Consider the following 13851-nt stretch of genomic DNA (forward strand, 5'->3'; position numbering starts at 1 on the left):
CGCTACTCGCCCGCGAGTTCAGAAAAGTGACCCGCCTTATCCAAGCTGTATTCGCTAAAATCCCGCGCCAAGTAGAGCGCGCCTGAATAAACGCTTTGCGCCTCTTTACGGATATCCTCAACGGAGGGCGAGGTATCAGAGATAAGCGGATAACGGGGGCTAAAGTGGGTGAGCACCAAGTTGGGCAGCGTGACCCGCTCGGCAAACGCCGCCACCTGCTTGCCGTAGCTATGCCCTACCTCACCCGCCTTTTCGGCCATCTCTTCGGTATAGGTGGCTTCATGCACCAACACCTGCGCCCCGGCACACGCCTCTGCCAACAGCTCGGGCTGGTCGTTGTCTCCCGCAATCACCACTTTTCTGGGGGCGTGTTTGAACAGCAGATAATCCTGGCTGCGCAGCTGCTTGCCTTCAAACGCCACATCCCTTCCCTGCTTCAACTGCCCCCACAACGGCCCTCTGGGAATGCCTTGCTGATCCAGTTTGTCCACGTCCAGGGCTGCATCCACGTTGCGCTCGGTGAACGCATAGGCATAGCACGCCACACGATGGGAAAGCGCAAACGTCGCCACCTCCATGTTCTCAAACTCAACGCTAGGCAGATCATCGGAGCAGATAAATTCCAGAGCAAAGGGCAAGCTGAGCTGGGTGACCGCATAGGTGGCTTCAAGCCAGGTTTGGATACCCTTTGGTGCCACAATGGTCAGCGGCGCCGTGCGCCCACCCATGGCCGCGCTGGCCAGTATGCCCGGCAGCCCATAACAGTGGTCGCCGTGCACGTGGGTAATCAAGATGGCTTTCAACGAATGGAACGACAGCTTGGTGTGTAATACCTGATGCTGAGTGCCCTCACCACAATCGATTAGGTACCAGCCTTTGCCCTTGCTCTCGCGCAGGGCAATGCCGGAGACATTGCGTTGCTTGGTGGGTACACCCGCGGAGGTGCCGAGGAAGAGTAGGTTCATGTGTTGCTCACGCCGGTAGCAGCAGGTCATCCACTTGCACGCGAATAGATGCCATTATTATGGTTTATTGTCTTGTTCTGCAGCATATTGAGCGTAGAGTAAATCAGCAAAATCTGACTCATCAATGGCACCGATCACCAGGTCTTTGACTGCGTCAGCAAATAACTCATTATCAGCGGTAAGTTCAAAATCATTAAGAGACAAATACTCCAGGCCGACTGCCAAACCAGTTCGCTTGTTAGCATCTGGTAAAGAGTGGGAAAGAGCAATGGAGGCTACATATTTTGCCGCGATCTCAAAAACGTCATCTAAGCCAGAGTATGCAATAGCATTATCTACTCTACCTAACGCGCCTTGAAGCTTATTTATATCGGCAGCCCCTTTCATACCTGGCTCATGCTCCAGGATGAAGATATTTATCTCAAGAACACGCTCGAAAGGAAAAAAAATAAGGTTCATTACATATCAGCTAGCTTTTTGAAAGTACGCTTATGCGTTCTAAGAACCAGCTTTGTTTCAGACTTAACTATCTGCTGCCCAGACTCACCGGAGAGATCTAATTGCTTGCTGGCAACAATTTTGGGACGTTTAACAGCTTTAACGCCGTACGCTTCTATCTTTTTGTTCATAAGCACCTCTGAGCAGTTGGGTCAGATTATACACCTGAGCCAGCGTAAAAAAAGCGAATGGAATGACAGCCTCGTATGCAAGACCTGATGCTGGGTGCCCTCACCACAGCCGATTAGGTACCAGCCCTTGCCTTTGCTCTCGCGCAAAGCGATGGCGGAGACGTTGCGTTGTTTGGTGGGTACACCCGGGGAGGTGCCGAGGAAGAGTAGGTTCATGATTTTCAGTGGGCGACCTTTAGGAAGGAATGACTATTCTAGAATGGTGGCTGTAGCGCTGATGACATGCGGCGGCCACGCAGCATTCCCCCAAACTGCACACCAGATGACTATCTGGGATAAAGTGCCTGCCCGGAAACATACCTCCAACTCATTAAAAGTGGCATAGAGCTGCCTGACCAAGGCTTGGAATTTATCGTGACTGATCACAGACACTTAACGCCCAGCTCACGCGCCATTTTGGAGCCGCGTAACGGCGGAAAATCGGTCGCTGTGCAGCCGATTGTTATACTATTTGAACTTTCTTTTGGCATGGTATGGAAGGATGTATACGCCTTGAAGAAGATGCTCAACCACGTCAAAGGCCAGCCCCAATTGAACGTTAGAATGAGGCTTCACTTCATGCGCTGCGTCATTTCCGAGCACCCTGAGCTTGTGAAGTATTTCTGCCCCCTCCTTGGTTAGGACACTTTGTTCGACTAAGCTATTTATCTGGGCATATAGGTTTTTTCCAGTCGCAGCTTGATCTTTGCACACAGTTTCTATTATTGCTCGCAGGCCAATACCCGTGAGGACAGGGTTGTTTCCATTCAAGGCGTTTAAAGTTTCGGTGTAGATTCTCTGAAGTTTCTCAGGAAGTAAATGGTCGTCAGACAACCCAGTTCGACTCTTTTCCGGGTTTGGGTAGTAATCTTCGAATTTTACATACTCAGCTTCCCAGCCATCTGGCCCCTCACAATGCTCCATATCTTCCGAGTTCGTATGTGTCTGCCGAAACACAACTGTCTCACACCCCTGACACTGAATTATCTGGTACTCGTTATCCCAGCCGTAAAGCAGCGCGTCATCAGTTTCTTCTCTTCCAACAAGTTCAATATCCGCCAGGATCTTATGCTTGGTGCTTCTTTTACAAACACTGCAAGGAGCGTCAATGATCTCATTTATTTGCTTGTCTTTTTCGATAGTAATTTTAGGCATCAGACGGCTCTATTTTGTATAAAATTAATTATACAGAAGTCTACATAACCTCAATAAATATGCTCATTCATTGAGGTTATTTCTAGTGGAGCCTCACACACCCCATCTCCCCACCAAACCACTGCTGTTTTAACCCTTTCTGCTTTTCCAACAACAGCGTTAGATACTCACGCAATGGATGAGCAGATGGCAGCGCGGCGAGGTGTTTACGAAGCCTACGTTGATAAGGAAACTGCTCAGCAGGCACATGCAGCGGCGTGGCGTTTTGGGTGAGCCATTCGATGGAGGGCAGCAGCAAGTGAGTGGCGTTGCTGTCGAGTGCTAGCGTGACGCCTTTAACATCAAAATCACCGGCGTAGATATGTGTTCGTCTGGTTTTGTGCCACGCCTCAGCGAGTAACGCAAAGCCGCCGCCGTAGTGGCTGTCGCCTCGGTAGGCGACCAGCGGGTTTGTGTAACTGCTTAGCGCAGGAATATTCGGCGAAAACTCATAGAAGCTGTCGAGGTTTTCGACCTGAATTAGAGCGCTGAACGCGCTCAACTTTAGGCCGAGTACATCCACATCGCGAATAGCCCGTGGTTCATTGGCAAGCCCCGCTGTTGGTTGAGGCGGAAAGCTGACGAGTACCCGCCTTGCACGGGGGCTTTCGCGGGTGGATTTATCCTCCTCAACGCCCTCCTTCGCTTGGGCGCTGCTGGTTAGGCCGCTGAGCGAGCGACCTAGCGGCGCTATTCGGGCGCTTTCTAACACGTCATTGATTTGCGCCAGCAAGGCGGCGTCAAAGCGTAGTGTTTTGCTGTTGATGCGCGTGGCCAGGTTAATATCGTGCTGGTGGCACCAGGCGACTACGTCGTCTACCCACTGGCGGCGGGGCTTCTCCACCGTGGGCTGGCGGAGTAGCTCGCGGGCGACGCCGTTAAGGCCATTGCGTGCGCGGCTGGGCAGGTTCATACCGCCACCGCCAGGGCCACATCGTGAATGAGCCGCAGGTCGTTAAAGGCGCTGGCTTTGCTCTCTTCTTGCTGCAGGCGGAAGGCCCGCTGTTCGCTGCGCGGCAGCCCTTGGTATTCGGCAATCACTTGGAACAGCCAGATTTCATCGGCCCACTCCAGGCCACTCTCTTGCAGGTACGCCAGGGCGCTGACGGGTTCGGCCGGTGGCTGGTCGAGCACCGCGAGGTAGAAGCGTTCGACATCCAGCTTGAGCGCCTGTTGGCGGGCAGCGGCCATACTATCTTCGGCGGGTTGAACGGCGCTGGCCACCGCGACATTTTGCACTGCGTGGCGCGGGGCAGGCAGCTTATGCAGCAGCTCGGCCAGTACGCGGTTGTCCAGGGCGCGGTCTAGCGCTGGGGCAGCGGCGGGGCTGAGCGGTGCGGCGCGGTTGAACAGCGCAGGCACCTCGCTGCGCTTGGCGTAGTTGCCGGGTAAAAAGCCTGGGTGTTCGCGCATAAAGGCGGCCATGCCGGTCATCAGGCGGCTTCGCGCCTGCTGCTTGCGGAAGCGGGCCATCAGTTCGATCAGCCGCCGCTGCACTTCCCGTAGGCTGGTGTAGTGGTGGCTTAGGCGGTTCTGGAGCTGGCTGATTAGCAGCTTGCGCAGGCTGCCGTCGCTGCCGACCAGGGCGATCAGTTCGTCGAAGTCGATCAGCGCGAGGCCGTCGAGTAGCCGCACGATCTGCTTCTGGGCGCGCTCGTTCTCGCGAATTTTGTCGTTAAGCTGGCTAACGAAGCCGAAATCGCTGTTGAGCCGCTGCCACAGGCTATCGATGGCGTCGGCAAAGCGGCCGTTGAGATCGTCTACCTCTTGGCGCAGACGCAGTAACTGCTGCTCTTGGCGCCAGTGTTCACCTTTGCTGCGCGCTTCCCGGTAGCTGTCGACCTGGGTGCGAATCAGCTCTAGCGTTTCCGCTACGTCGGCATTGACGTGGCGGCGGGTTTCGTCGGCGAGCATTTCGGCAATCAGATCGCGCACTTTGGGGGCAAGCTTCACGCCGCTCTGCTCGTCGGGTCGCCACAACACCCGAGCGGCCAGCAGTTTGCGCAGCGCGCCGTCGCTTAAGCCTTCCAGCGGTACGTCGTCACGGGTATAGCCCTGCATCAGGCGCTCGGCGTGCTTGCCCAGCAGCGCCAGGCGTTCCGCGCCGGTTTTCAGCAGGCGGCTCTCCAGCTCGTTCACGCTCTTTTCCACTCCCTTGCCCGCACTCCTACTCACAGCAGGGCCTCCTGAGTGCCCGCGTCTTCGTCGGTGTCAATCGGCAGGTTTTCCTCGTCGCGAATAAAGCGCACCACATCCACAAGGTAATCCATCTTGCCCGTCACCACGAACACTTGACGCTCGCTGTGGGGCTGCATCAGGTAGCCGTGTTCTTTAAGCCGCTTGAAGATCTGCTTCACCTGGGCATCTAGCTGATCGCTCTGGGAGCCAAAGAAGCTGTCCGTGGCCAGCCGTTCCAGGCGCTCGCGCAGGCTTTGGTTATCTTCACACTTAGCGCTAAATTCGGCAGGTTTGAGCACATCGCCGGGGACGGCCAGGGCGTCGTGGCCCAGCGCTTCTTGCACCAGCTGTAGCCACTCCAGCATGGGTAGCAGGCTGTTGAGCGTGTCGGCGAGCTGGCGGGAGAGCTGCTCCCGCGCCGCATCATTGAGCTGTCGCCAGGCCAGAAAGTAGACGCTGGCATCCTCGTTGCTGGCCAGCCGCCGGTTGAGTGGGCGCAGGTAGGCGTCTATCGCTTCGCGGGTCTCTTCGCTAGCGAGGTGACGGTAGGCGTTTTCATCGCTGACTGCGCAGACAAACTCACCGGCCAGCAGGCGTTCTAGTAGGGGGCCGTGTTCGATCATGCGCTCACCTCCTGTTGGCGCTGCTTGATCTTCTGCGCCAGCGCGCTAAGGCGCGGCTCGATGCGCTTGAGCTGGCGCTGCTGGTTACTGGCGTCCCGTTCGATCAGGTAGCGGTTGGCGAACAGCAGCAGTACGTCGGATTCCGGGTTGGGGAAAGCACCGACGATATGAATACGGTTGCTGTCGCAGGCGTCGAACAGCTTCTCGACGTTGTGATACGCCAGGGTGCCGATCTCATCGATGGGCCAGTGGATGGCGATTTCCGCATCGCCGCGCAGCAGGCGGGTAAAGGCGAGCAGGAACTTACATAAAATCAGATACGCCATGCCGTGGCTGGAAGATTCCAGAAGCTGGCGGTCGTTTTTGATCACCAGATCGGTGCCGCCTTCGTTCAGGTGCAGCTCCAGACGCAGCAGGCTTTCGAAGCTGTACTGCTGGTCGCTGCGCAGCAAATCGACCACGTCCGCCAGGGCGTTGAGGTAGTCGTCGCTGGGCAGCGTTTGGCCGGACTCCCGCCACGTTTTGTAGCGTTGGGCGAACAGCTTGAGCGGCTCCCAGAAGCCCAGCTCGTCGATGGTGGATTGAATGCGTACTTCCGCCTTGCTAATGCCTTCCAGGCGCAGGTCGTCGGCGACCTCTTCCGAAAGCCGACGGCTCTGGGCGCTGATGCGTCGGTTCAGGTCGCGGAAGACGATGAAGAACTTATCCAGGTCGTCGCTGAGGTTGCGGCCTTCCTGAATCAGCTGCTGCTGTTGGTCTTCCAGCAGTTTGAGCATGCCGCGCAGCAGCGGCAGTAGCAGCCGTGGGCTGTCGCCGGGCAGCTTGTCGCGCTCGCTTTGCAGCGCATCGGCAAAGCCGCTGCTGGCGTCTTTGATCAATTGGCTCTCTACGTCCAGGCAGCCTCGGCGCAGTTGCTCTAACTGCTGGTGGCGGCTGGCCAGCGCCTGGCGAGTGCGCTCGATACGCTCTTCCACATCCCCTACGCTGGCCGCCACCGGCGCGCCTTCGGCCACCAGCTCTAAGCTGTCCAGCTGATTGAGCAGCGGCGTGAGGGTTTCCAGGGTGGCACGAGCGCTATTCCGCTGGGCGTTGAGACCGTTGACCGCCTGCTGGTGAGCATCGCGGGCGGCGTGGAAGCTGTTTTTCAGGTGGGCTTTATCGCGCTTGAGCTGCTGGTCGCGCTGTGCCAGTTCGGCCTCTTCCGCTACGAGCTGCGGTTTGTGCTGGCCCCACTCAATGCGCATGAAGCGCTGGTACTCGGCCAGCTCCTCCTGGCGGGCGGCGGTTTTACGAATCCGCTCGCTCTGCGCTTCCAGGCGGGTTTTGGTGGCTTTGAGCTGCGCGTGGTCGACGCCCTGCTCGGCCAGCTCCTGGCTGAAGGCTTCTTCCAGCTCTTCGCGCTGGCGCTGGTGTTCAGCGTTTGCATCGCTGAGCTGCTGTTTATAGGTACGACGCTGGGCCTCCAGGCTATCGAGTTGGCTTTGGGCGTCAGCCTTGAGTTCCAGCAGCTGACCCTGGTGGGCCTCGGCTAGCTCGGCCAGGGCGTCATGCTTCTCGTCGCGCAGCGCGGCTTGCGCCTGCTCCTGACGGGTTAGCGCGGCTTCAATGTGGGCACGGCGGGCTTTTTGGTTTTCCGCGTGGCGGGCCTGCTGCTGGCGACGCGCTTCCAGAGCGTACTCCACTTCCTGCTCGGCGCGCTGGAGGGCCAGGCGGGCGGTGTCCTGGGCGTCATCCGCCTGCTGTACCCGCTCGTTGTGCTGCTTGAGGGCTTTTTCAGCGGCTACGCAGGCGCTCTGGGCGCGGGCTTTGGTGCTTTCCGCTTCTTCGATGGCGGCCAGCAGGCTGGCTTCGTCCTGGGCGTAGTCGGGCAGCGCAATGGCGGAAAGGTCCAGCGCCAGCCCGAACAGGTCGTCGCTGGCGTTATCGGCAAGCTGGGGGGCGAGGTCGCGGCGCTCCAGCAGCTCGGGGGCAATCACCTTGCCGAGCTGCTGCTCCCAACCGGGGCACTGGTAGCGCAAGAAGTAACGCAGGCTGCCCTGCTCGGGGGTTTGCTGCTGGTGGAGGGTGTAGCAGTGCTGCTCGGCGCGCTCTCGCTGCTGGCGGCACTGCACTAAGTGCTGTTCGGCGGTATCGCGCTCACGCTTGTGGGCTTCCAGCTCGCGGCGCAGCGCTTCTAAGGTGGCGGCTGCGCTGCTGCGCGCCTGCTGGGCATCATCCAAACGCGCCTGGGCCAGCTCGGCTTCCTGGGCTTCCTCGCGGGTTTGGCTGGGCATGGCGAGCTGGGCTTTTAGCTCGGCCAGCTGCTCAACGCCTAGCTCTAGCTGGGCTTGATACTCGCTCTCCAGCCGCTGGCGGGCCTGCTGGTAGCGCTCGTTGTGCTGCTGTTCGGTTTGCCACTGCTGTTCGCGGCGCGCGGCTTTCTCCTCGACCAGGGCGTCGATCAGTGCTTGGCTCTCTTGGGTTTGGCGGGCGAGGGTTTCGGATAGCTCGCGCAGCCGGCCATCCAAGCGGGCTTGGCTTTCTTTGAACTTATTCTGAAGAAGCTGCAAATGTTTCTTTAGCTCTTCGTACTGCTCCCGCCACTGGGGCAGCGCGTTGATATCCCGCTCCAGGCCGGGCATGTCCGCATCGGCGTAGTGCTCGAACCGAGTTTGCAGGTCGTTGAGGCGGCGCTGGGTGTGCTGCAGTTGGCTTGCCACTTCGCTGTGCTGGTCGTTGAGCGCATCGCGCCGTTCGGTGTAGGCCTGCTCCTCAGCCTGAAACGCCCGCTGGTGGCGGTTGAGTTCGCCTTCCAAATCAGCGACCTGCCGCTGGGCCTGCTCGCGGTCGGCGGCCAGCTGGGGTTTGAGCTGCCACAGGGTGGTGTCGAGTTCGGCCAGTTCGCGGTCGATACCAGAGAGCTTAGCAAGCGAGGCCTGCAGCGGCTCCAGACGCATGGATTGTCGCATCTGAGCAATCCATTCGCGGGCTTTGGCACTGCGGATGCGCGTCACCGGCAGTTCGACACCATCTTCCTCGAAAATCGCCGCCAGCATGGTTTTGAGGGTGTCCATCTTGCCCTCTTTGGCGTGCACCGCCGAGACCAGCTTTTCAATATGGCGAATGCGCCGTTCGGGATTCACCAAGCTGAACTGGGCAGCAATCTGGCGCAGCTTGAGGCTATCGCGGCTGTTGCCGTGCAGTTGGGTGAAGTCGTTCTGGATCACCGAGCGGAATTCAGAGGTCGCGCCCAGCTTGGGCGAAACAGGCGTGCCGCTGCGCCGCAGGCCGCTGGCCCACTGCGCGTAGTCCAGCGCTAGCGGGCCCTGCTCGGTCTCGACCAGATAATCTTCCGGCTGATAGGCCGCGCCCACAAAGCGATACTCCACCCCGCCTTCCTGCTTGCGGGTCAGCACCGCCTGGCACACGTTGCCCGCTTCTCGGCGGTACTCGTACACCAAATAGCTGTTGCGGTGGGGCAGGTAGAACGCATCGAATTTCATGCGCGTTTTGGGAACGACCTTGTTGGGCAACTCGCCATAAAACACCGGCACCAGCCGCTGAAGCGTGGTTTTACCGGAGGCGTTGGTGCCGCAAATATTGGTGTGGCCGTCCACACTGAGTTCGACCACGCCATTTAAGTGGCCGTGAATCATCACGATTCGCAATAAGTGAGCCATGCCATATCCTTGGACTGCTGCTATTTTTCTAGTGTTAAGAAATCGCTAATTTACTATTACGCTTGCGCATACCGTAGCAAAAATCAATGTAAGCGTGATTATTGTCCAGCCGCGTTTGGTGCTCTAGGCGGGCCTATTACTGAGGTTCAGCATAATACTTCTGAGTTTGGGCCAAATGCTGCATGCGCGAAGATGGTAACTTCAAATGACGATAACCATAAAAAAATGGCCAGCGAACAAACTTATAACGCTCCATTCAAGAGGAAACCATCATTATGCATAACGTAAATAAGATTGCCTTAGCCGTTGGCCTGAGTGTCGGCGTATCGGCCGCTGCCTCCGCTGCAGAAATCAACTGGCGCATGGCGACCCCCTGGAGTGGTGGCCCGTGGCTTGAGCGCGATGCGCAGCTATTTGCTGACCGCGTTAACGAACTCACTAACGATAAAATTGCTATCGAGGTTTACCCTGGCGGCACCCTCGGCAGCGCACTGCGTGTTACCAACACCGTTAAATCTGGCGTTGCCCAGGTTAGCCATAACTATATTAACTATGACTATGGTACAGACCCGACAACCGCCCTGTTAGCCGGCCACTCCAGCGGCCTAACACCGGAAGAGTTCATGCTATGGATGTATGAAGGAGGCGGTGCGGACCTCTACGAAGAGTATCGTCGTGAGGTGTTTGACGTGGTCGCGTTCCCCTGTGCCATTCTGGGCACTGAAATTTTCCTCCACTCTAACAAGCCGGTTAGAACGCTTGAAGACTTCCAAGGGCTGCGCCTGCGTACCTCTGGCGCATGGGCCGAAATTGCGTCTCGTCTAGGCGCGTCGACGGTTGTTATGGCGGGTAGCGATATCTACAGCGCGCTGGAGCGTGGCGTGATTGACGCCGCCGAGTGGGGCAGCCCCGAAATGAACCGCCCAACCGGGTTCCAGGAAGTGGCGCAGTACGTGATCACTCCTGGCGTTCACCAGTCGGGCGGTTTCCTTGAGTGCCAGGTAAATACCAGTACGTGGGAAGAGTTATCCGAGGAAGACCAGAGCATGCTGCGCTTGGCCGGCAAGCTGTCGGTGTTTGATACGTGGCTTGCTAGCTCGTTCGCTGACCTTGAAGCGTATCAAGCGCTGGTCGATGGCCCCAACGAGCTGATTGAGCTGGATCAGTCCTTCATCGACGCCATTTATGAAGAGACCGCCAAGTGGGAAGATGAGTATGCCGCTGAAAATGAGTGGTTTGCTCGGGTGCTCGAATCTCAGCGCTCCTTTAAAAACAGCATGGGCAACTGGTCGGAATATCGACTGCCTATTGGTGTGATGGGCCGTTAAGCGCCGCTGCAAGATCAATGAGAGAGGCCTTAACGGGCCTCTCTTTTGTTGGTCGGCTTATGTCCCTTTGATCTGCTGAGACTCCCCTCATGAAACTAATTCAATCCATAGAGGCGCTGACCCGCTTTGCTGGCGGGTTGGGCGCTCTTCTCGTCTTTCCCTTGATCGGCGCCTTAATCATTGAAGTATTAAGCCGCTACGTCGCGGGCAGGCCTACCTTATGGGCCTTTGAAGTGAGCTACATGGTGATGGGGGCAATGTTCATGCTGGGTATGGCTAATGCACTACGTATTGGCCAACACGTCAGTGTGGATATTGTCGCGCTACAGCTCAGCCAGCGTGCGAATGCGGCTATCCGCACGATAGGGTACGTGCTCTTTCTTCCCATATTGGTGTGGTTGGTATGGGAGCTATCCAAGTATGCGTTGTCTGCGTTTGAAACCAATGAGCGCTCAGGTCGCTCAGCTTGGAACCCGGTCGTTTGGCCGATCTTCACAGTATGGTTCGTGGGGTTTGCGCTACTAGCACTGCAGGTGGTCGCTGAGCTTCTGAAATCACTGTGTTTACTCATGGGTAAACATCCCGCAGAGGAGTCGGCCGAATGAGTAGCTACCTTGCGTTGTTGATGTTCCCCGCGCTGATGACGTTAATCATTGCGGGTTTTCCAATCGCCTTTTCAATGATTCTGGTGGCCACCGGCTTTGGCATTATTCAGTTTGGCGATGTGGCCGCTTACCAACTGTTGACCAAAATTGAAGACACCGCGTCTAACTCAATTCTTGCGGCCGTGCCTCTGTTTATCTTTATGGGCGCCATGCTTGAACGTTCCGGCATCGCCGAGCGCTTGTTTGAAGCGATCCATATGTGGACGCGCCGCCTGCCTGGCGGGCTGGGCATCGGGGCGATCATTTTGGGCACTCTGTTTGCCGCGTCCAGCGGCGTGGTGGGGGCGACAGAAGCGGTTATTGGCATGCTGGCCATTCCCGTGATGCTCAAGCATCAATACAGTAAAAGCCTGATGTCAGGCACCATCTGCGCCAGCGGCTCTCTGGGCACGGCCATACCTCCCTCTATTACCGTGGTTGTACTTGGCCCTGTTGCCGGAGTATCAGTAGGCTCGCTGTTCAGCGGCTTGCTGATCCCAGGCTTTTTGATGGCGCTGATGTTTATGGCCTACATCATTGGCGTAGCGTACTTAAAGCCAGAAATGGCGCCGCGTATTCAAGAGCAGGAGCCTGAGGTTCCCCTCGGTGAAAAACTGCGTATCACGTTGATTGCGTTAGTGCCGACCATGCTGCTGATCTTCACCGTGCTAGGCACCATTCTGTTAGGTATGGCAACCCCGACAGAAGCGGCTGCGTGCGGTGCTTTGGGGGCGGTTATTTTAGCGGCGGCTTATCGCAACTTGAATGCGTCGGTTATGTGGACCTCTGCCATCAAGACCGTCAACATTTCCGCGATGATCCTGCTGATTGTATTAGGTGGCAGTATGTTTGCCGGGGTGTTCTTTGCCTCTGGCGGCATGGCCACGGTGCAAGGACTCTTGATGGGAACCGGGTTAAGCCCCTGGATGATTCTAGGCCTCATCCTACTGATCGCCTTTATTGCAGGGTTTGTGCTGGATCTAATTTCCGTCGTGCTGATTATTATCCCGGTCGCTATGCCGATTGTTAGGATGCTGGGCTTTGATGAGATCTGGTTCTGTGTTGCCTTCCTCGTCGTGCTACAAACCAGCTACCTAACCCCGCCACTGGCCCCCGCAATCTTCTACTTACGGGCGATCACGCCACCGGAGGTAACCCTCAAGCATATGTATAAAGGGGTAGTGCCCTTTATAATCGCGCAGTTAGTGGTGTTGGCGCTGGTATTAGCCTTTCCACAAATCGCGCTCTGGTTACCCGATGTAATGGGCGGCCCTTCATGGCGCTAACTCAATGATATAAATTGGTATTTTCCAGCCGCCCACTATGGGCGGCTTTTTTAATGGTGTCACACGATGCCCAGCAAATGAGCGCTATACGGTATGCTGATTCGAGTGCAGCCACTGCAGTGCTAAGCTACCGTTTATGCGATTTATTTTGGAGACGTTATGCCCCGCTATCCTGAGCACCTCACCAGCGACGGCCCCGTAAATCCGTTCCCCGGCATTAAAGTGTTGGAGCGTAAACTTGGCCGAGAGCTTCCCCATCGGTTGGGTTCAAACGAAGGGTTAGATATGCCCCACCGCGCCCTGCGGGAGCACTTTGGCGATGCGGTGGCGCAGCACGTTTACTGCTATGGCGATGCCGAGGCACTGGGGGTGCGCCAGCGTTTGAGCGCGCAGCAGAATATTCCGCTTGAGCACCTGCTGGTAGATGCCGGTGCCGATAGCCTGATTGCGCTAGCGCTGCGCACCACCTGCACGGCGGGCGATGCGGTGGTGAGCACGGCGGGAACCTACCCCACCTTTGGTTACTTCGCCTTGGGCCAGGGCTGCCGGTTGGTTGAACCCAGCTACCATGAAGCCCCCGGCGTACTCGCCCCGGACTTAGAAGCGCTGGCAGCCGCCGCCCATCAGCAAGAGGCGCGGTTGGTGTACTTGGCGAACCCCGATAACCCAAGCGGCCACCTGCACAGTGACAGCGCGATTCTCAAGCTGCGCGAGGCGCTGCCGGAGGCGTGCTGGCTGCTGCTGGACGAGGCCTACGGGGATTTTCGTGACGACGCGGGCAGCGACTCCCTCGGCCAGGCGCTGCCGGGGGTGATTCGCCTGCGTACGCTCTCCAAAGCCCACGGCCTTGCCGGGATGCGTATTGGCTACGCGATTGCCGAGTCTGACGTATTGGCGATGATGATGAAGGTGCGTATTCACTACGCGGTGTCGTCGTTCACCCAGGCCGCTGCTGAAGTCGTGCTCGACCACCCAGAGGAAGTAAAGCAGCACATTGAAGCGGTGAAAGCCCGCCGCGAGCAGCTGGCGCTGCACTTTATCGGCCTGGGTGCCGACGTGCTGCCCAGCGCGACGAACTTTATCGGCATTCGGCTATCTAGTGCAGAATTAGCGGCGGCAGTGCATCAGGATCTGCTGGCCGAAGGCGTATTGGTAGCCCGCCTCGCCCACCCTGAACTGGCCAACGTGATTCGTATTACGGCGGTGGAAGATGCGCTGGTGTCCGGCAGATTAGCCGCGCTGGAGAAGGCGATTCAGCAGCACGGCTAGCGCTGCTTGCCCCGGCGCTATTCCAAGGCTATGCCAA

The 13851-nt window shown here is 57.5% G+C and carries 11 protein-coding genes and 1 pseudogene; 4 read left to right on the plus strand and 8 right to left on the minus strand.

Annotation, left to right across the window (positions count from 1 at the left end; all coding sequences use genetic code 11):
- Positions 1-2: 2 nt before the first annotated feature.
- The 8 genes and pseudogenes from LG301_RS12835 to LG301_RS12870 all read right to left on the minus strand — a co-directional run bounded on the left by LG301_RS12835 (position 3) and on the right by LG301_RS12870 (position 9287).
- Positions 3-965, minus strand: coding sequence for a ribonuclease Z (locus LG301_RS12835; protein ID WP_404471547.1), 963 nt, complete (start codon positions 963-965; stop codon positions 3-5).
- 57 nt (positions 966-1022) lie between these two features.
- Complete coding sequence (locus LG301_RS12840) at positions 1023-1424, minus strand: type II toxin-antitoxin system death-on-curing family toxin (protein ID WP_404471549.1); 402 nt, start codon at positions 1422-1424, stop codon at positions 1023-1025.
- Positions 1425-1645: 221 nt separating this feature from the next.
- Positions 1646-1810, minus strand: a pseudogene (locus LG301_RS12845) (MBL fold metallo-hydrolase); the annotation flags it as partial.
- 291 nt (positions 1811-2101) lie between these two features.
- Positions 2102-2788 (minus strand): DUF4145 domain-containing protein, encoded by a 687-nt coding sequence (locus LG301_RS12850; RefSeq protein WP_404471550.1) that lies wholly within the window; start codon positions 2786-2788, stop codon positions 2102-2104.
- 82 nt (positions 2789-2870) lie between these two features.
- On the minus strand, positions 2871-3740 hold the full coding sequence (locus LG301_RS12855; RefSeq protein WP_404471551.1) for a hypothetical protein: 870 nt from the start codon (positions 3738-3740) through the stop codon (positions 2871-2873).
- Entirely contained in the window at positions 3737-4966 is a 1230-nt protein-coding gene (locus tag LG301_RS12860; protein WP_404475263.1) for a hypothetical protein, read from the minus strand. Before LG301_RS12860 ends, LG301_RS12855 begins: the two co-directional genes overlap by 4 nt.
- 32 nt (positions 4967-4998) lie before the next feature.
- Positions 4999-5628 (minus strand): condensin complex protein MksE, encoded by a 630-nt coding sequence (locus LG301_RS12865; RefSeq protein WP_404471552.1) that lies wholly within the window; start codon positions 5626-5628, stop codon positions 4999-5001.
- Positions 5625-9287, minus strand: a complete 3663-nt coding sequence (locus tag LG301_RS12870; RefSeq protein WP_404471553.1) for an ATP-binding protein — start codon at positions 9285-9287, stop codon at positions 5625-5627. Before LG301_RS12870 ends, LG301_RS12865 begins: the two co-directional genes overlap by 4 nt.
- A gap of 275 nt (positions 9288-9562) precedes the next feature.
- Between LG301_RS12870 and LG301_RS12875 the strand changes: the two genes are divergently transcribed.
- The 4 genes from LG301_RS12875 to LG301_RS12890 all read left to right on the plus strand — a co-directional run bounded on the left by LG301_RS12875 (position 9563) and on the right by LG301_RS12890 (position 13814).
- Positions 9563-10615 (plus strand): C4-dicarboxylate ABC transporter substrate-binding protein, encoded by a 1053-nt coding sequence (locus LG301_RS12875; protein ID WP_404471554.1) that lies wholly within the window; start codon positions 9563-9565, stop codon positions 10613-10615.
- An 89-nt stretch (positions 10616-10704) separates the two neighbouring features.
- A complete protein-coding gene (locus LG301_RS12880) occupies positions 10705-11220 on the plus strand; it encodes a TRAP transporter small permease subunit (RefSeq protein WP_404471555.1) in 516 nt (171 codons plus the stop codon).
- Positions 11217-12545 (plus strand): TRAP transporter large permease subunit, encoded by a 1329-nt coding sequence (locus LG301_RS12885; RefSeq protein ID WP_404471556.1) that lies wholly within the window; start codon positions 11217-11219, stop codon positions 12543-12545. Before LG301_RS12880 ends, LG301_RS12885 begins: the two co-directional genes overlap by 4 nt.
- Before the next feature lie 159 nt (positions 12546-12704).
- Positions 12705-13814 carry a pyridoxal phosphate-dependent aminotransferase gene (locus tag LG301_RS12890; RefSeq protein WP_404471557.1) on the plus strand — a complete coding sequence of 370 codons (1110 nt, stop codon included), beginning with the start codon at positions 12705-12707 and terminating at the stop codon, positions 13812-13814.
- Positions 13815-13851 lie beyond the last annotated feature (37 nt).

Source organism: Vreelandella venusta (assembly GCF_044809155.1).
GTDB lineage: Bacteria > Pseudomonadota > Gammaproteobacteria > Pseudomonadales > Halomonadaceae > Vreelandella > Vreelandella venusta_B.